This window comes from Paenibacillus sp. Paensp111 (assembly GCF_059492195.1).
In genome coordinates this window covers 4336247-4355083 of sequence record NZ_CP168527.1, presented here as the reverse complement: position 1 = coordinate 4355083, position 18837 = coordinate 4336247, and the positions used below count along the sequence as shown (strand labels likewise).

Sequence of the window (18837 nt, the reverse complement as noted above, 5' to 3'; positions counted from 1 at the left end):
ATGGGATTTTTTGTGGCAATGTCCATAATCGTTCAAGATGATCACCTCCGGCTGTTTGATAATGCAGTGTATGCAGACCTTGCAGGGGAGGGTTGGGATTTCGGCAAAAATGGGGCAATGGAAAAGATGTAGGGGATTTGGCCGAGTATGCTGGAAGCAAGCATATCCCCAACGGAAAGGGACTTGGCTATCTGTCTGCCGCGTCTTCCCCACTCGATAGTTTTCTTACAAAAGAACGACCGCTTCCGGATGCTCCGGTGCGGTCGTTCTGTTCTTACCCCCGGGCAGCGCCGTACTATCTGGTCGCTACCTGGAACCCACCGTAAAGCCACCGCCTTTATCTGCGGTTGCGGCAGTGTTAGAATTATCATCATACTAAGTGCAATTAAGGAGCGGCTTCGCAATGAATATACAGATCGTGTGTGTGGGAAAGTTGAAGGAGAAATACCTGGTGCAGGGCATTGCCGAGTACAGTAAGCGCCTTGCGCCTTACCTGCGCTTGTCCGTGCACGAAGTGCCGGATGAGAAAGCGCCCGAGAACATGAGTGACGCGGAGATGCGCCAGGTGCAGGAGCGCGAAGGCGCGGGAATCCTAGCGCACATTAAGCCGGACACCCATGTCGTGGCCCTCGCCATCGGCGGGCAGCTCTGGTCCAGCGAGGACCTTGCTGCCCATCTGGACAAGCTCGGCACCTATGGGACGAGCAATGTCGCCTTTGTGATCGGCGGCTCGAACGGATTGTCGGACGAGGTGCTGAAGCGCGCCCAGACGAAGCTCAGCTTCGGGCGCATGACCCTGCCGCATCAGCTGATGCGGCTGGTGCTGGTGGAGCAGATTTATCGGGCAGTGAAGATAAATCGGGGGGAGCCGTACCATAAGTAGGGCGAAAGCTGATGTTGCAAGGAAATTTTAAAATAATACACACTGAGAAAACTGATTCGACTATAATGTAAATAATCGGGAATTCTAATGATGTAAGCTAACCCGACGGAGTTAAGAAGTAGAAAGGGGCGATAATATTGTGAATGCCTCATTAATGAAAAGGCTTTTCAAAGCAATCAACGAAAACGGAAGCGATAGTTTGGAAAAGCTAGCATATATTATTATTGAAGATGAGAAAAAAAAGGGGCATGAAGTTCTCGCTCAACAATTAGACAAAATAATAAATAATAAAGTGTCGGTATCCCAAAGATCAATAGAAATGGTACCTCGGAACAAACAGACTAACTTAGGAGATAAAAGGACTTTAATAAGTTTACCAACGGATAGACGGTATAACCAACCCTTAGCTACATTAATCGAAAGAAATCATCTTGAACACCACATGGTTTTGCCAGCAGACATCGAGGATCGATTTGCAGTTATTGAAAAAGAGTTTACAGCCAGGGAGAGGCTGGCGAGGTATGGTTTAAAACATAGAAAAAAAATACTTCTTTATGGTTCCCCAGGTTGCGGTAAAACCTTAGGTGCCCAAAGAATTGCATGGAACACGGGCTTACCCTTGTTAAAAGTAAGATTTGATTCAATATTATCTTCATACTTGGGTGAATCAGCAGTAAATTTAAGAAACCTCTTTGAAAGTACAGCAAGTAATCCTTGTGTCCTATTGTTAGATGAATGCGACTTTATTGCAAGGTCCAGAGATGGTGGTCAAGATGTGGGAGAAATCCCTCGAATAGTAAATACATTGTTGCAACTTTTAGATGAATATAACGGTAATGGGATAATTATAGCTACAACAAATTTACAAGGTGCGCTAGATAAAGCATTATTTCGTCGGTTTGACGATGCATTTGAAATTCGCAAGCCAGGAAATGAACAGATCGAAAAACTTATTAAAGTTACACTTTCATTACTTAGTTTATCCAATGACATCGAGTGGCTAGAAATTGTCGATCGGCTTAAAGGATATTCAGCAGCAGAAATCGTGAAAATTTCGGAAAATTCCGCTAAAGAGGCTATTTTAAGCGGATGTGATATTGTTTCACACAAGAATTTAATGAATATTATCAGTCAGACAAAAAATTACGAGAATATGGGGTAATAATTACATGGTTCAACAAGGTAACTATAATCACTTACCTTTACCCTTAATCATCAGAGACCGAGCATATCTTACCGGGGGCGGGCATACTTCACAAACTACATTAGCTAATAGAAACAACAGAGCAGGACACGGTGGAAATCTTAGTAATAAAGCGACGAGTATTAATTATGACTGGAGACAAAAAGTTAATCTTAGGTATGAACAAGGTCTTCCTGATCTACCTAGAGCTATTCCAATATTATTAGAAATAGATCCGAACGTAGATACTGATTTTCTACGTTCTTTTGGTTTTGAAGTGGTGTCAGAGCAAGAGGATGGATTTATTGTAATAGCTACTGAAGACATAGATATGGTAAATTTCTTTGAAAAAGTTAATAGATTCACTCAAAATTTACCGAGATCAGGAAGTGCCGCACAAATTCATCAAATGCACGGTGACGAAAATATTGATGCTCGCCTACAAAGAATACTTTCTGAAAAAATTTATCTAGAGTGGCCCCAAATTAGAGATAACGAGATCTATACTGTAGATATCGGCATTGAGTGTTTGGGTAGTTTTGTTATTCCTGATCGGGTCGAACAAAATGATGGTGAAAGTGAAGAAAGATTCCAAGTAAGACTCTCTCGTTGGGAAAGAAAGGTTCAAGAACTATATATACAACTAGATGAACTTAAAATAGAGAGAGAAGAACAGTTAGAAACCTTTATTAACGCTTACGGTGGTAACATTATTAGCATTTTTGAAGAAGGTGACGCAGTAACGTCGCTTTCTGATAGCTTTACAGCTAGAGTTGAGATAAATTGAAAAGGCTTAAAGGACATCTCTCTAAACTTCCCATATGTTTTTGAGGTAGTTGAACCAGACGAAATAGGATTTTTAAGAGATCAAGATGAATTAGATTATAATGATATAAATGAGGTTGAAGTACTTCCGCCTGAAGTGAACGCCCCAAGGATTTGTATTATTGACAGTGGAATACAAGAAGGACATAGACTATTGAATCCTGCGGTGGAGACAAATATGTCTCAGTGCTTCTTACCAAATGAGACTGATATATCAGATAAGGTAAATGGTGGTGGACATGGAACTAGAGTGGCGGGCGCTGTTTTGTATCCAAGTGAAATTCCTAAGGCTGGTGTAATATCGGCTGAGTTTTGGATTCAAAATGCTAGAGTATTAAACGAGAGGAACTCAATGCCTAGCAGATTATTCCCTCCAAAACTACTACGTGAAATAGTTGAAAAATATTTAGGAGAGACAAATACACGTATTTTTAATCATTCAATTACTGGATTTTCGCCAATCAGACTCAAACATATGTCTTCTTGGCCTGCGGAGATGGACAATCTATCGTATCAAAATGATATCTTATTTGTACAGGCTGCAGGAAATATCTCGACTGATTTCAATGGACCATTTAGATATGGAATAAGGCAACATCTTGATGCGGGTAGGAGCTATCCTGATTATTTGTTAGAGCGATCGTGTAGAATACCAAGTCCTGCTCAAAGTTTACAGGCGATAACTGTTGGTTCGATTAGTCATATGGAGATTACGGAGGTTGATAGGAGAACACTTGGAGGAGATGGGTGGCCATCGGCTTTTTCTGCAACAGGGCTAGGTATTTGGGATACATTGAAACCTGATGTAGTAGAGTACGGTGGAACGTATGTCATTGATAACGGTACGCCAAGAAGCTTTACTAACCCACCGGAAGTTTGCCCTGAGCTAATTCGCTCATCTCCACCTGCATTTGCAAAAGATAATATTGGTACTTCTTTTGCTACACCTAAGGTGACACACGTATTAGCGAGCATACAAAAAACGTTACCTGACGAGCCGACCCTGTTATATAGAGCTTTATTAGCGCAATCTGCTAGATGGCCTGATTGGGCTTCAACTGTCCCACAAAGTGAAAAAGTTAATGTCTTAAGACACGTGGGATATGGAGTGCCAAATGTAGATAGAGCAACGAAAAATGGCCCTTATAGAGCAACTTTAACAACATCAGGTCAAATAGAAATTATTTCAAAAGAAGCCCATGTTTATGAGGTTCCTATCCCAGAGTCAATAAGAACTGCCGGAGAAGAGTATGATATTTTAATAGAAATAACGTTATCCTATGTAGCAAAACCGAGAAGAACGAGGAAGAAATTGAGGGGTTACCTAGCGACATGGCTAGACTGGAAAAGTAGTAATATTGGTGAAAGTTCGACGTCATTTACAAATCGTGTTCTTCACGGAAGAAATCATCAGGATAGGGACGATGAATCTAATATTCCTTGGACTATCGGTAATCGTGCTAACACAGGAATAGGCGGTATTTCAAGAAACTCTAGTACACTTCAAAAGGATTGGGCGGTTATTAAATCTCATGAGTTAACCAGTGGGTTTAATATCGCTGTTATTGGACACCCTGGATGGAACAAAGATCCTAGCATAAAGGCCTTTTACTCATTAGTAATTAGTTTTGAAGCAATAAATCGTGATATCGAAATTTATGAGCAGATTAGGGCAGAGGTAGAAGCGAAAGTTGAAACAGAAACTGAAGTTACGATTATCTAAAAACATCTCTTTAACAGGGTACCTAACAAGGTACCCTGTATTTACATTTAATATTATTTTCAGAGGCAAGTTATTAGTACAATTTCGTATTAACTGCTTTCTAAGAGCAGGGAAGAACGTTGGTACAGTTGGGCTCGTAGACTGCTGAACTACTCGGAGACTTTATGCTAAGAAGCCAACAAAACTATGTTCAAATGGAAGGTAAAATATTTACAACCAAGACATGGCAGTATGCTTATTAGGTACGTCATTTGCACTAACATTACTTAGTAAAAAACTATAAAGATTATACTGCCCTAACTTAAATAATCCCATTGTATATGTGTTATATATCAACTGCTGTGTATTATTTGACTGCAAGTTATTTAGACCACAATGCGTTATGATATCTAACTTGTTATTACAATAATCGTATTCCCCGCTATATGGTGTTTTCTTGTAAACCCAATTCCAGGTTGCGGATGATACACCATTTGCACGCATTACATAGCAATAATCAGAAACGGTCAAAGCAGGTGTGTTACCCCTACTTAGCAACTCATCTGCAAATATAGCTTCTTCTACAAACATTGTCTTGCAAGCACTATCTTCGAATGGATGTCCACCTGCGAATATCCCGCAATCAAACTTAATGGACTCTGTTAATCTAAGATATACTAACTTGATGACAGCTTCTTGTGTTATCTTTGGTACTTTATAAGAACTATCGTATTTCATACCCTTATATAAATTATACAGATTATCTAACACATAATTACAATTTGATTCTGCATAATTTTCTATTCTGTAATTATCCTTGGTTTTTACCCTGTCATGTCCTTCTTTCCTAAAGTTAATTTTCCAAGAAGGACCTAAGTTTGGTAAAGTGAATTGTTTAATAACTTTATCATAATAAGCAATTACATCACCAGTTGTATAATTAACTTCTACGTTTGGTTTACTACACTCAATAAGTGATTCAATAATTACCTGTTCCTCATTAGCGCCTTTCTTTGTGGAAAATATAATATTTAGCTTATCGATTAAATCTTTATTAAAACATTCTTCTACATAATTCAGTGTTACTATATCAAATGCTCCCATAGGTATTACTTTTCCTGAAGGGTTTAGTACTTCTAATGACGTATTAAGTACCGAATCACCTACCAACTTTGATAAGTCATCCGTAAAATCTTCAACTGCGTCCTTTACCTGTCTTAATACTTCATTATAACCTTCTAATGTTGTATAAGTGTTACCATTACGATATATAAACAATACGTTGGAACCAGCTATCTTTGGTATAATCTTTTCAATGGATAAGCGAAATTCTTTATCATTATCATCTCTCATCATCAATAGATATACATCGGCATCACTAGCAACATTAAGTGGCACATCACCTGAAACACCAGGGGTATCTGTAATAATTAGACAATCAATAGTATCGCCCATTATTTCTCTTGCTAATGAACTCGCTTCAGTTACGATTTCGATACTATCTGTTAAAAGACTTAACTGTCGTGGTTTACCTGCCAACTCTCCATCTGCTTTTTGTGAATAATAATTTTCTTTTTCAATACGTCTTAAAAAGCTCTTTATTTCATCCTCATGTTCATCATCAAATGGTACTTCAATACCGTTTAATGTAGAATCAGTTGCTAAATAACGCATAAAGCTTTTCCTTTCCAGTCCTTTTGTGAGATAGAACTTGAAGTTAAGCTTTGTAAAATCCTTACCGCTTGACTCCAATTGTCTACGTGCTAAACTTGTGTATTTCAGGAATCTTGAAATAAGCCGTGACTTTCCCACCCTTGCTCTACCTACTATACAAACTTTTTTTGTTAGCATATTTTCAGTTCCACCCTTTTTTTTAAGAGATATAATTTTACTTGTATCTTTGCCTTTTCGAAGCATCCACTGTTCTATTTCATATAAGTCAAAGATAGGTCCTGCTTTTATTTCCTGCACAGGCTTTGGAAAGCTAGGCTCTCTTACTCTCCAATTTGCTACTGATGATGAGGATACTCCACATATATCAGCGATTTCTCTTAAACCAACCAACAACATGATTTTCAGTCCTTTCTATGTAGCTCCATCACGCTTGTGAATTATATTCACAAGCTATAAAAACATTAATCACAATCTATTTGAATGGTCTTTTTTTTCAAGGTTAAATTTTGTTTAAGGGTTTGTCAAGAAAATTATGGATATTATTTAGAGTTGGATCTAAGTTGAGAATATCTAAAAATTTCGCCCTACAAATGTTACGGTGAACCATATCATAAGTAGGGCGGATATTTCGCCTTGGGAATGGTCGTTCACAGCCGGGCTCTTTGCATGCTTCTAGGCCAATTTAAGGTATAGGGGCTTAGATGGATGCCCGGACTTCTTAAGAAGAGTAAAGTCGTTATCCCCACCAAGCCATAAGCCCTTTTAGCTTGAGGATGCCGGGCGTCCTCTTCGATGGCTTCTTTCTTCGTTTTTCGGAGAGAGGTATCAATAATATCTTCATTAAGCAACTTACAGGTCTTTTCTAAGTGGGCTTCTCATGTTGTAGGGCATGGGTGAAATAATTAGGCACGAAGATCAAAGAACATAGCACAAATCGTTAAGCAAAAGCGCACGAATTGTTAAGATTCTGCTGAAGGAATACATTATAATAACAATTGCATCGGACCCTTTCTAGGAAGGAGGCGACAATGAGGATCAAGTTCCTTTGGGGACAGGCATCGTTTGGAAATTTATCATCGTAGACCGGCTCGTTACGGAAATCGCAAGAAAAAACAAGAACCGAATAACCGTATTGGCGTGCATGACAAAGGTCAACTTTTTTCATTAATAAGGAGGTCATTGATATGAAAAGAAAAACTTTAGTGCTTATGATGGTATTATGCTTCGCCATGTTGAGTTCCGTTACAAACGTTTTTGCAAGTACTACGTATCCGATTGTTACCCTCGGCTCAAGTGTACAAGTTAATTCTTCCCAACACGATTTTCAGTTTACCGCACCTGCCGCGGGTACCTATTCTTATACGGTAAATACTGTAGGGACTCGGATAAACAGCCCTTACTCATGGTCGACGATTAACATCTATGACATGCAGGGCCAGTTGATTGCTACACAAACCGCACATAGCAACCCTCCGAGATCGCAAATGGATGTTGGACAATGCACAAATACGATTAAGGTAACCATGGCGAATGGTCAGACTTACCATATAGAAGTGTTGTATGGTGGCTATGCTGCTTCTTTAGGAGTGACGAACTAATCATTTGGAACGTAACATCCCCAAATATACGAAATGAATCAACCCGTCCGACAAAGGCCGGGTTTTTTCATCTATTGCAAGAAGCGTCGCGACGTTCAGGACGAAAGCAGGTAGGGCAAGTTTTTGTGTACCCAAAATAAAAATTAGCTGTTAACGAAAGAAAAAACGCGCTATGGCGCGTTTTCTTACTTAATCCGTCTCCAAAACGGTTTAAACTGACTTTTTATATACATCTGCAAAAACCTTTGCAAAGTCTCCAATCTTGATCTTGCCGAGGTGGTAGTCGGTGGCACGGAGGCTGGCGTAGAACTCGTCGGCGTTTTCACCCGCGCGGTACAATTGGGCGAAGCCGTTGGCGGTGTTTTCATGGAAGCCGATGTTCTTCATATTTTCAGAGAAAGCTTCGACGGGAATTTGCTGGAATTTGGCTTCGACATCATTCTCAGCAAGAGCACTTAGCCAGTCGTTGCTTGTGGCCCAATCGCTTACTACGAATTTCGTGCTTTTTCCCGCTGGGGTGTGAGAAATCAGAGCGTAAGCGACGTCCGCGATATCAACGGGGCTGACCCACCCTTGCGGGACGTCGGCTGAGATTGGACTGAAGAGGGTTTGCTGGGCTTTGAGGCTTTGCATGTCGGCAAAAAGATTGCTGTAAAAGCCGACAGGGCGTATATGAACAACGTTCACGCCTTCGAGCGAGTTGAGCGCGTCTTCTGCAAAATGATAGCTATAAAGGATGCCGGCGTTGGGGTTGTCAGCGCCGACGGAGCTGAGGTTGATGACGTTTTTCACGCCTGAGTTTAGAACGGCGGCCTTGTAATTTTCAGAAAGCTCGATGGCGGTCTGCCACATATCCGTGCCAGTGGCAAAATTGATGCCAGAAATCATGAGGTAAACGACGTCGCTGCCTGTGAAAGCCTTGGTGAGGAAGTCAACGTCACGGTTTGAGCCGACAGCAGCCTTGGCGCCAAGCGCTTCGATGTCGGCGATCCGATCTTTGGAGCTTGTGATGACGGTGACATCGTGACCGTCTGCGATGAGGCGTGGAAGGTAGTCACGATTGATATTGCCGAGTGAGCCGAGAACTGTGATTTTCATTGTGTTCTCTCCTTCTTTTTGATAAAGTAATGTCAGTGACTGACATTTGAGATCATTATGCGCTTGCTGGATACTGTTGTCAAGAAAAAATGTCAGTTACTGACCTTTTTGCGAAACTGTATAAAATTACAAATATAGGAATGGTAAAATGAATAGTAAAGAGAAACTGCAGGCGGCGGCCACAAAATTATTTATGGAAAAAGGCTATGAAAATACGACGGTGCAAGAGATTGCAAGCCTTGTAGGTGTGACGGAGAGAACCTTTTTCCGGCAATTCAAGGACAAGTCTGACGTGCTTTTTGACACAAGAAATGAGATGGGGGAGCGGGTCGCGGCTTATATCACGGGCCATTTTGACGTCGAGCAAAAGCCGCTGAAGCTTGCGGTTGATGGCTTTGCCTCGGTTTTTAGTTTTTTTGATGGCGAGCGGGAGAGGGTGCTGGCACGGAATCAAATTATTCAAAGTAACCCTGATTTGCAGGAGCGTGAGCTGCTGAAAAGCCAGGCGCTGATTGAGTCTGTCACAAACGTTTTGTCTGTCAAATATGATAGTGAGCTGTCAGAGCTTGCCGCACGATTTGCGGTTGAAATTTTTCACATGGCTTTTAACAAATGGATTGAAAGTGCCGAGAAAGGCTTTGTAGAGCAGGTGCTCGCAGTTTATGAGGTGTATCAAGAACTCTGTCAGTACTGACAGAGTTCTTGATTATTCCAGCGCCGAAAGTCGGGTGACAAGAACACCAGCTCGATGACCCCGAGGAATAAGAGAGACAAAAAACTTGCCGTTACAGACAGTGCTGAGAACCGTGTCACAAGTACGGCGAAATGTTGGATAAGTACAGGGCCTCATCTGAGATGCTGTGTGATAAAGAGTGAAGCACGGTCTAGGGCTTGGTCGGCTTCATCGAGAATACCAGAGAACGCCTGAAAAACATGCGGCACGTCAGCGGTAACGTCAAGAATTACATCCACGCCCGCTGCCCAAGCACGTTCGGCTAACTGGGTAGAGTCGTCAAGGAGTACCTCGTTGGTTCCGACTTGTAGCAGCAATGGTGGAAATCCGGTAAGGTCAGCGAATCTTGCCGGGCTCACGAGTTCATGGCGCGCATCTTGTCCCGCGAGGTACATCGCATCCGTGTATTCAAAGCTCTCACGGGTGAAGAACGGATCGAGCCCGGTTTTGCTATCCATACTTGCACCGGAGTGCGTCTTATCCAAACCCGCCGAGAATGTCACTACCGCTGCAGGCATTGGCAGATCTGCATCCCGTGCCATTAGGCAAGTCGAAACAGCGATACCGCCACCGGCCGAGTCGCCGGCGAATACAATAGAATTCGCCTCTACTCCCTCGTCCAATAGTTCACGATAGGCTGCTAGAGCATCTTCAAGAGCTGTAGGAAATGGGTGTTCCGGAGCCAAACGGCAATCGAGTGAGACAGACCGAATGTTGGTTCTGCTGACTAGATTTGCGGTTAGTGACATGGCAGTGTCGGGTGAACCCATAATATACGATCCTCCATGGATATAGAGAATGATCCCAGGATGCGCATTCTTTTCCGGGTCAACGACCACACAGGGGCGACCCCCCAGAGTAGTCTGTGTGATCCGTATGCCCATAGGTACTTTCATAGTCGCCATCATAGCAGCGAAACTTCTGCGCATTTGTTCGACGCTTTGAGGCTGGGTGGGTTGGGGTCGCCGGATCAATGCATCCACCATCCTACGCTGTTCTTTACTCATAAAATCGACTCCTTTTCTTGTTCGTTATTTCCTGCGGTCCTGCCTATTCGTAGTGTATAATCTAAATGCGACAAAACTTGTCACTATTATTTTGGGCGGTGGATTATTTTATGGGAAAATCGAGACGCTTAATTGAGTTGATGATGGCCGTAAATCGTAAACGTAAATTCACCGTCAAAGAGCTTGCTGAAGAATTTGGTGTATCTACCCGAACCATGCTACGTGATTTGCAAGAGCTAAGTGGTATGGGGGTACCTTTATATTCTCAAGTTGGTGCAGGAGGTGGATACCATGTTCTTACGGAGCGGACCCTTCTACCTATTTCATTTACCGAGAATGAGGCATTCTCCATATTCTTTGCTTCCCATGCTCTCCGACACTTCAGTTCATTGCCCTTCGAGGCATCTGCAGAATCTGCACTTCGCAAATTTCTCAGATATTTATCGGACGATGTGAAAAGCCAGATCGATGAGATGCGACACCGAGTTGACTTTTTTACACATACACGTCAAGAACGAGCGGACCACCTTGAGATATTGCTCCAAGCGTCCATTAAAAGGTTGCCCGTGACAATCCATTATGGAACGCGGGCGGATGAGACCCAACAGAGAACGATTCAACCCATCGGGATATATGCCCATGAGGGATATTGGTTTTGCCCGGCTTACTGCGATTTGCGAAAAGGCTTCCGATTGTTTCGGGTAGATCGGATAGGGTCAGCCGCTTGGGCGGATGCCGGGGCCATATCACCTTCAGTGGATATTTCGGAGGTGAATTTAACGAACTGGGGACTACATTTCTACGGCAAACAAGAAAGTGTTGATGTTAAAGTGAAGCTAACGGCAAAGGGTATTCAATTATTTCGGGATAGAAGTTGGATTTTCCCCTGGGGAAAGGTTGATGTTTCCCATGATGGAACGGGGATATTAGAAGCCGGTATTTCCAGGTCAGAGATACCGTTTTTCTCCGAATATTTCTTTTCATTCGGTGCTGAGGCGGTCGTGCTCCAACCGGAAGAGCTGAGAGAAGCTATCAAAAAGCGGTTGGTTCGTACTCTTAAGGAGTACAATGTCTCAAGCTCCTAGTCTCTCGATTTTGATTCAGTGTCCTGGCGCTTCTTTTGGCTGGATGGTTGCCAGCATGTAGAACATTTCAACGAGTTATTAGAAGGTGGATTATCGTGGACAACAGAAGGTATATTAAAGCCCTTGTAAGTTGGAAAAAGGACCCCAGTAGGTTTCCAGTGAACGAGTGGATGCGTGATATTGTTGTGAACTATGGTGAAATCAAGGATAAGATATTTTATGGTGATACATGGACTGTACTAGTTAGGATAACTAGACATATTGATGGTACGTGGGATACCTATGCTGATGTTGCTTTTATAGTTGATGAAGCACCTTGGCAATTGCTCGAAACAGGCTATAGATTTAATCTCTGGGCAGGAAGGGATATTGCAACAGTGACCATTGTCTAGGTGTAAGTCTTAAAAAAGTAATGCGAAATTTATGGTTATAACAAGGAACCTCTTCGAATAAGTCGAGAGGTTCCTTTGCTAAAATAGAAAGCCGGTTGGTTATCTGATATATATTGCAACGGCTTATTGCACAGAGCTGCCTTGCGCTGCATTCGAGACCGTCTCCCAGGCTTCCCAGGTAGCTAGACGGTCAGCATAGACGCCGCGTGCCGTAGGCAAGACTTCCGAGCCGAGCGCAAATCGTAGTGGGGGCTGCGCTGCGTCCACGATCTTGAGAACGGCTTCTGCCGTCGCTTGAGGGTTGCCGCGTTTTTCGCTTGATAGACGCGCGAACAACTGCTTCCGTACATCGGCATAGACGTCCATTTCCGGTACTCGCTTACCTGAAGCGCCAAACTCGGTCGCATAGGCGCCGGGTTCGAGCAGCGTCACCTTAATCCCGAAGTCCTTGACCTCTTGTGCCAGGCTCTCGTGGAGTCCTTCGACCGCCCATTTGGAGGAGCAATAGAAGCCGATGAGCGGTCTGGCCTCGATCCCAAGGGCGCTTGATACGCCGATCAAATGCCCGCTGCCCTGATTCCTCAGGAGTGGCAAGGCGGCTTGGATGACGCGAAGATAACCGAAGTAGTTCGCGTCGAACAGCGCCCGGACATCGTCTTCGCTTGCCTCTTCGATCATTCCCATCAAAGTATAACCGGCATTGTTGAGGACGACGTCCAGCTTGCCGAAATGGGAATGAGCCTGCTGAACGACCTGGCGAACCTGCTCAGCATCCGTTACGTCGAGCGCCATGGGAAGAACGAGATCTCCGAAACGTTCCTTCAAATCGGCAACGTCCTCCAATTTGCGGGCGGTAGCTGCAACTTTATCGCCACGCGTGAGTGCGGCTTCTGCCCATATGCGTCCTAGACCGCGAGAGGCTCCCGTGATGAACCAAACTTTTTTGTCCATGGTATACTCCTCCTTTAAATTCCCTGTTCTGTGTGGGATACTTAGATTAAAGCATCCAAATACGGAACTGTCAAGTTCCGGAACTATAAAGTATCGAAAAAGAGGGTTAAATTTTATGGATAAGAATAATAATGAAGAGACAGTCGGATCCAAATTAGCTGACGAAGTAGCGGAAAAACCAGCAAAAACATTAGGCCGTAAACGAGATCACACGCGTGATGCTAAAATTCTGGAAGCGACAATCGACATCCTGGCTGAAGCCGGTTTTGATGGAATGACCATGGACATGGTCGCAGCTAGAGCGAAGGCCGGGAAGGCGACAATGTATCGCCGCTGGTCCTCCAAGGCAGAGTTAGTCCGAGATGCCTTGACTTGGATGAATCGAAATCATCTAGAGCTTGACCACTTGCCCGATACGGGAACCTTGCGCAATGATCTGCTTGCGCTATTGAAGCCGCAATCGCTCGAAGAAGGTGAACGCAAACTTCGAGTACTGGCAGGCCTCGGCTCCTTTTTTTCGCAGAATTCGGAATCCATTAACGGAATAATTTTCGAACCGTGGGCTGTGGTGAATCGTAAGCTCATGCACCGGGCTGTCGGCCGCGGTGAAATCTCCACCCATGCGGACATTGAGATGGCTTGCCAGGTTATTACTTCAATGGCTTCTTATCGCGGACTCGTACAGCGCAAAACATTCGACAAGCACTTCTACACTTCACTAATCGACGGCGTCCTACTCCCTGCCCTCAAAAATCCGTTAACATCTCCAAATGAAACGGAATAGGGAAGGCGGCCTTTTGCTTGCAGAAAGAAATGCCGCAGCTCGGCGCCCCTGTCCTTAATAACGGGAAAAAGAATTCAATAAGAAAAGCTCCCAATCGACAAATGTGGATTCCCATCAAGTCGATTCGGAGCTTTTTGTTCATTGCTAATCTGCAGATTCACAGTCTAGCGCGGTTTTTGCGGAGATGGAAAGGGAAATCATTAGACTCCAAAGAGACTCCTGCCGCCGAATAAATAGTTGACCCTGGACTTTACTCCAATGTTATGATTTTGATGGAAGGAGGCAGATATGAAAATCAATGATTTTGCGAGCAAATATCAAATTCAACCTTACCACAAGTAACGGCAAGTTTTTAGAGAGAATTCCTTGCGGCGCATACTTTGCTTATCCGTGTAAGGTTATCCTTTGTATATTTGCATCCAGTTTGCTGTGTCCTTCAGTAGTTCAAATCCGAACTTGGCGTACAGCTCCTGCGCATCTTCGGTCACAAGTAAGAATCGTCTCAGTCCTTGCAGATCCGGATGATTTACAATGATCTCCATCATCCTCTTGGACAAGCCTTGTCCACGAAACTTAGATATCACGAAGACATCGGTCAGGTAGGCGAAAGTTGCGCAGTCCGAGACGACCCGAGCGAATCCAACCAGTTGTCCATTCACCGAGGAATCGTACGCACCGACCACGATTGCTGAATGGGCGACGGCTCTCTCGAAAGCGTCAAACGTTAGATTTTTCGCCCAGTACATATGCTCATGTAGATAGTGGTAGGCAAAGGGTAGGTCGAGCAAGCTCCTATCCGTCGATAACATCAAATTGGAGGTATCTGTTTTCGTCCGGTTCATAACCAATCACCATCCTTCGGGATGTAGACACGATCGAGCAACTGTTTCCCGGAGAGCTTCGTCCGTAGCGCGGCCCTTGTGACATGGCAATGGTTGATGGAATCCATATGAACGGCAACGACCTGGGTGTATGGCGCGTATCGGATTAGCTCGATTACATTATTTTCATTCATCGTTATCACGCCACCGCCGGCAAACCTCGCCCCGCCTGCATTGACGATTGTCATATCGGGCCCGGACACATGCCCCATTTTCTGACCGACTTCGCCTGTCCCATGTTGACCGATCGTCCGCTGAATGGTTACTTTTCGGAAGGTCACCCCCGTATATTTAATCCATAAAGTTGCATGTCGAATGAGTTGAATGTTCATCTGAATTCCTCCCGAAAAATTGAGCTGTGATAATATTAATTTTAGCAGTAGTCTCAGGACTCACTACATAGCTTGATGAACGATTTCAGGCGGGTTTGCTTACGTTGTGAAAGGAAGTGGATGCCAAATGGCCAACCAAGCTATTGACGATATAGATCTGAGGATTCTGGAAGTTCTGCTAAATAATGCGCTCCTTACCTACAAGGAGATCGGAGAGATCGTCCATCTTACAGGGCAGGCCGTTGGCGCGCGGGTGCGAAAGCTGGAAGACAGCGGCGTTATTGATGGTTATACGCTGCGTTGGAATCCTGAGAAGATCGGATTAAATGTTCATGCCTTTCTTATTGTCTTCATGAACTCGAATCAAGCACATCAAGCCTTTCGAAACTTCGTCCGGTCGACCGAACCAGTGGCGGAGGTGCATCGCGTAGGCGGAGAAGGCTGTTATTGGCTGCGTGTTCGGATCAGCAACGGTACGGAGTTGAACAAGCTATTAGAGGAGATACTAAAGTATGGGAACTATAAGCTGAGTCTATCGATCGAGCAGATCAAGTAGCCTTTGCACAGAGTAGAGGCTTGTGCGAGGCTTGCGGTTACAGACAGCGCGGGAACCGTATCATAAGTAAGCACTAACTATAGAGAAGAGCATATGATAAAAAGCGAAGGAGATCATTCTCCAATTGGATAAGCATACTTTCTCAAATGGCATCAACAAGCACAAAGGACGCGTAGTTCTTGAACTTTGGCTTCATGCGGACAAGTTGGGCGGCCAAATAACGACGGAAAACCTAAGATGAGTAAGTGCTAGCTGAGCGAATATCTTCGTAAGCGGGTCCTGGTCTAGGCATTGAATTTGGCCGTAATCAGTGTTAATCTGAGGTGCGGCAGACTCCGTATTCATGTTCTGCAGTACCTCTAATTAACCCCATTTCAGCTACCAAGAAAGGTAACACAAATGATCAAAGTTGAACACTTATCCTTCTCGTTCCCGCAAAAAGAACTGTATACCGACATTTCGTTCACACTCGAAGAAGGGCAGCACTGCGCCTTTATCGGAACAAGCGGCAGCGGGAAAAGCACCCTGATCGAGATCCTGATGGACCCGGAAAAGCATTTATTCGACGGCAAGCTGGAGATCGATCCGAACTGCCGAATCGGGTACGTCAGTCAGTTCTCGCAGGTGGATCCGGAGAAAGAAATGACCGTTTTTGAATATATTAGTGAAGAATTTACCAAGATCCAAGAGAAGCTGGGCGTGATTTATGCCGAAATGGCGACGACATCGGATATGGATTCGCTGATGGAGAAATATCAACTCGCTCTGGACGCGTTGGAATCGATGGGCGGGGACGATTTCGAGAGCCGCATTCATAAGAAGCTGAATCTGGCCAATCTCGCGAAGTTAAAAGACGTTAGCGTAACCTCCTTAAGCGGCGGGGAATTCAAACTCATTCAAGTCATGAAGGAAATGCTGACCAATCCGGACTTGATGATCATGGACGAGCCCGATGTATTTTTGGACTTCGAAAATCTGAACGCGCTCAAAAAATTAATCAACTCCCACAAAGGCATGCTGCTGGTTGTTACGCACAACCGCTATCTTCTAAACCATTGCTTCAACAAAATCATTCACCTGGAAAATACGGAAATTCAAGAGTTTGACGGAAGCTATATCGAATATCATTTCTCGCTGCTTCAGACCAAAATCGAGCTGCAGGAGATTGCCGTCGCAGAAGCAGAAGAGATCGAGCGATACGATCACATCATCGACAACCTCAGAGCGATCGCGACTTATAATTCAGAAGCATCCAGAGGCCGAGCGTTAAAAGCCAGAGTGAAGTTCCAAGAAAGACTGGAAGCGCGCAGAATCAAAGCGCCGTTCGTCGAGATCAAGCAGCCGGATATCAGCTTCGGGATTGAGCATGAAATGGAAGATGCTGTTGTCGTAAAAGTCGATAATTATAGCGTGGCCTTCGACGAGCTGCTGCTCCAAAACGTAAACTTCGAGATCAAATCCATGGATAAAGTCGCTATCATCGGTCCGAACGGCACGGGGAAAACGACTTTACTGCGGGACATCTTCCGAAACAATCATGAGTCGATCGAAGTGCATAGGGATGCGAAAGTGGCTTACTTATCTCAGCTTCAAGGCGAAACGCTGCAAGATTCGAATACGATCCTGCATGAATTCATCGACGCCGGATTCAAGACTTATGACGAGGTCAGAGCGTATCTGGCGAACTACGGCTTCGAAGGAGAGATCCTTGAGCAAAAAATAGAATCGTTGTCCGGCGGAGAAAAAAACATGCTGCAATTGGCAAAAGTCGCGGCCAGTCAAGCCAACCTGCTGCTGCTTGACGAACCGACGAGCCATTTGGACATCTATACACAGATCGCGCTAGAAAAAGCCATCATCGACTATAAAGGTGCGATCGTTATGGTGTCGCACGATTTCTATTCCGTCGTTAACGGGATGGATTATGTGCTGATCGTTGACAATAAGACCATTCGAAAAATGAGTATGCGAAAATTCAGACAGATGATCTACGCCAGTCATTTCGATAAAGACTACTTAGAAACTGAGCAAAAGAAAAAGTCAGTCGAAATGCAAATCGAATCGGCCTTAAAAGATACGGATTTCGAACTTGCAAAAGGATTGGTCGACGAGCTGGAAGGATTGATCAAGCAGCTGTCTGCGCTCTAGCCTGCGACACAGGCTTAGACGTTTCGGGAATCGTGAGCTCATGCAGCGGGCCATAGGCCGCGGTGAAATCTCCACCCATGCGGACATTGAGATGGCTTGCCAGGTTATTACTTCAATGGCTTCTTATCGCGGACTCGTACAGGGCAAAACCTTCGACAAGCACTTCTACACTTCACTAATCGACGGCGTCCTGCTCCCTGCCCTCAAAAATCCGTTAACGTCTCCAAATGAAACGGAATAAGGACTGTGAGGGGAACCCTACCACAAACAACTGTGGCCCCAAGTCCGCCATTCCGCCGACAGCCCCGTTACACAGAACCGCATCACAAATGGGGCGAAATTTTTGTTACAATGTAGACTACGGCTAGTTAATAGGGACGGTGATTAACATGGGAAGAAAGCAGGCTTTTACAAAATCAGAGTTGCTTGACCAAACCAAGAGAGTGCTTCTCGAATACGGTTATGAGGGGTTTCAACTTAAGTTGTTATCCAAGAGCCTGGTTGGAGCAAGAAGCACGATTTACCAGTATTATGCCAACAAAGAAGAGATCGTAGCGGCCTGTATGAAACGATCCATGGAGAATATATTACAAAAGGCGTCGGCTATTGATGAAACGGATTGCATGAATGCCCTTCAAAGTCTGCTAGATGTATATCTGGAGGAAGCTAGCTTCCATCAATTGCTTGGATATGCACATAAAATAAATAAAGCCAATTCTGCGGCTGCGACCGATGACCTTGAATTTGTGGAGCAGGCGCATGTGACTTTAAAAAGTCAGCTAGAGCGATTGTTTGCTCGTGCTCAGGAAGAGGGACATTTGAATACAAGCATCCCCCTTCCTGCAATTATAGGTGTATTTTTTAACCTGATCGATACGCCCAATATGATGAATATTCCTACACCTCAGTGGAGTAAGCTATTGTTCCAGATGTGGCTAGGAGGGGCAGGAAGCCGATAAGGAGTGCAAATATATTTGACACTCGTGTCAGTTAAAACCTATAATG

19 protein-coding genes are annotated in these 18837 nt (G+C 44.2%); 13 read left to right on the top strand and 6 right to left on the bottom strand.

Annotation, left to right across the window (positions count from 1 at the left end; genetic code table 11):
- Positions 1-403: 403 nt before the first annotated feature.
- From rlmH to ACEN86_RS20535, 4 genes are all read left to right on the top strand, one after another.
- The gene (gene rlmH / locus ACEN86_RS20550) at positions 404-883 is read left to right on the top strand and encodes a 23S rRNA (pseudouridine(1915)-N(3))-methyltransferase RlmH (RefSeq protein ID WP_495632334.1); all 480 of its coding nucleotides are present in this window, start codon (positions 404-406) and stop codon (positions 881-883) included.
- Between the two features lie 139 nt (positions 884-1022).
- Positions 1023-2045 carry an AAA family ATPase gene (locus ACEN86_RS20545; RefSeq protein ID WP_495632333.1) on the top strand — a complete coding sequence of 341 codons (1023 nt, stop codon included), beginning with the start codon at positions 1023-1025 and terminating at the stop codon, positions 2043-2045.
- A gap of 7 nt (positions 2046-2052) precedes the next feature.
- Positions 2053-2853: a hypothetical protein gene (locus tag ACEN86_RS20540; protein WP_495632332.1), complete on the top strand. Its 801-nt coding sequence runs from the start codon at positions 2053-2055 to the stop codon at positions 2851-2853.
- 135 nt (positions 2854-2988) lie between these two features.
- Positions 2989-4614 carry a S8 family peptidase gene (locus ACEN86_RS20535; RefSeq protein ID WP_495632331.1) on the top strand — a complete coding sequence of 542 codons (1626 nt, stop codon included), beginning with the start codon at positions 2989-2991 and terminating at the stop codon, positions 4612-4614.
- Between the two features lie 210 nt (positions 4615-4824).
- On the opposite strand, the gene ACEN86_RS20530 is transcribed toward ACEN86_RS20535, so the two are convergent.
- Positions 4825-6663: a helix-turn-helix transcriptional regulator gene (locus tag ACEN86_RS20530; RefSeq protein WP_495632330.1), complete on the bottom strand. Its 1839-nt coding sequence runs from the start codon at positions 6661-6663 to the stop codon at positions 4825-4827.
- Between the two features lie 788 nt (positions 6664-7451).
- On the opposite strand from ACEN86_RS20530, the gene ACEN86_RS20525 reads away from it, so the two are divergent.
- Positions 7452-7865 (top strand): hypothetical protein, encoded by a 414-nt coding sequence (locus ACEN86_RS20525; protein WP_495632329.1) that lies wholly within the window; start codon positions 7452-7454, stop codon positions 7863-7865.
- Between the two features lie 210 nt (positions 7866-8075).
- Here the strand turns inward: ACEN86_RS20525 and ACEN86_RS20520 are convergent, their stop codons facing one another.
- Positions 8076-8963, bottom strand: coding sequence for an NAD(P)H-binding protein (locus ACEN86_RS20520; RefSeq protein ID WP_495632328.1), 888 nt, complete (start codon positions 8961-8963; stop codon positions 8076-8078).
- Between the two features lie 148 nt (positions 8964-9111).
- On the opposite strand from ACEN86_RS20520, the gene ACEN86_RS20515 reads away from it, so the two are divergent.
- Positions 9112-9657, top strand: a complete 546-nt coding sequence (locus ACEN86_RS20515) for a TetR/AcrR family transcriptional regulator (RefSeq protein WP_495632327.1) — start codon at positions 9112-9114, stop codon at positions 9655-9657.
- Between the two features lie 152 nt (positions 9658-9809).
- Here ACEN86_RS20515 and ACEN86_RS20510 read toward each other — a convergent pair whose 3' ends face one another.
- On the bottom strand, positions 9810-10604 hold the full coding sequence (locus tag ACEN86_RS20510) for an alpha/beta hydrolase (RefSeq protein WP_495632326.1): 795 nt from the start codon (positions 10602-10604) through the stop codon (positions 9810-9812).
- Positions 10605-10813: 209 nt separating this feature from the next.
- On the opposite strand from ACEN86_RS20510, the gene ACEN86_RS20505 reads away from it, so the two are divergent.
- Both ACEN86_RS20505 and ACEN86_RS20500 read left to right on the top strand, forming a co-directional pair.
- On the top strand, positions 10814-11788 hold the full coding sequence (locus ACEN86_RS20505) for a helix-turn-helix transcriptional regulator (RefSeq protein ID WP_495632325.1): 975 nt from the start codon (positions 10814-10816) through the stop codon (positions 11786-11788).
- A 95-nt stretch (positions 11789-11883) separates the two neighbouring features.
- Entirely contained in the window at positions 11884-12180 is a 297-nt protein-coding gene (locus tag ACEN86_RS20500) for a hypothetical protein (protein WP_495632324.1), read from the top strand.
- A 123-nt stretch (positions 12181-12303) separates the two neighbouring features.
- Here ACEN86_RS20500 and ACEN86_RS20495 read toward each other — a convergent pair whose 3' ends face one another.
- Positions 12304-13284: an SDR family NAD(P)-dependent oxidoreductase gene (locus ACEN86_RS20495; protein WP_495632323.1), complete on the bottom strand. Its 981-nt coding sequence runs from the start codon at positions 13282-13284 to the stop codon at positions 12304-12306.
- Between ACEN86_RS20495 and ACEN86_RS20490 the strand changes: the two genes are divergently transcribed.
- Positions 13247-13915: a TetR/AcrR family transcriptional regulator gene (locus ACEN86_RS20490; RefSeq protein WP_495632322.1), complete on the top strand. Its 669-nt coding sequence runs from the start codon at positions 13247-13249 to the stop codon at positions 13913-13915. The two genes, ACEN86_RS20495 and ACEN86_RS20490, sit on opposite strands and share 38 nt — an antisense overlap.
- A gap of 398 nt (positions 13916-14313) precedes the next feature.
- Here ACEN86_RS20490 and ACEN86_RS20485 read toward each other — a convergent pair whose 3' ends face one another.
- Together ACEN86_RS20485 and ACEN86_RS20480 are read right to left on the bottom strand one after the other, a co-directional pair.
- Positions 14314-14757: a GNAT family N-acetyltransferase gene (locus tag ACEN86_RS20485; protein WP_495632321.1), complete on the bottom strand. Its 444-nt coding sequence runs from the start codon at positions 14755-14757 to the stop codon at positions 14314-14316.
- Positions 14754-15128: a hypothetical protein gene (locus ACEN86_RS20480; protein ID WP_495632320.1), complete on the bottom strand. Its 375-nt coding sequence runs from the start codon at positions 15126-15128 to the stop codon at positions 14754-14756. Before ACEN86_RS20480 ends, ACEN86_RS20485 begins: the two co-directional genes overlap by 4 nt.
- A gap of 127 nt (positions 15129-15255) precedes the next feature.
- On the opposite strand from ACEN86_RS20480, the gene ACEN86_RS20475 reads away from it, so the two are divergent.
- The 4 genes from ACEN86_RS20475 (at position 15256) to ACEN86_RS20460 (ending at position 18791) form a co-directional block, all read left to right on the top strand.
- Positions 15256-15684, top strand: a complete 429-nt coding sequence (locus ACEN86_RS20475; RefSeq protein WP_495632319.1) for an Lrp/AsnC family transcriptional regulator — start codon at positions 15256-15258, stop codon at positions 15682-15684.
- Between the two features lie 399 nt (positions 15685-16083).
- On the top strand, positions 16084-17832 hold the full coding sequence (locus tag ACEN86_RS20470) for an ABC-F family ATP-binding cassette domain-containing protein (RefSeq protein ID WP_495632318.1): 1749 nt from the start codon (positions 16084-16086) through the stop codon (positions 17830-17832).
- Entirely contained in the window at positions 17822-18073 is a 252-nt protein-coding gene (locus tag ACEN86_RS20465; protein ID WP_495634364.1) for a TetR-like C-terminal domain-containing protein, read from the top strand. The genes ACEN86_RS20470 and ACEN86_RS20465 overlap by 11 nt, the downstream gene beginning before the upstream one ends.
- 148 nt (positions 18074-18221) lie before the next feature.
- Positions 18222-18791 (top strand): TetR/AcrR family transcriptional regulator, encoded by a 570-nt coding sequence (locus ACEN86_RS20460; RefSeq protein WP_495632317.1) that lies wholly within the window; start codon positions 18222-18224, stop codon positions 18789-18791.
- Positions 18792-18837 lie beyond the last annotated feature (46 nt).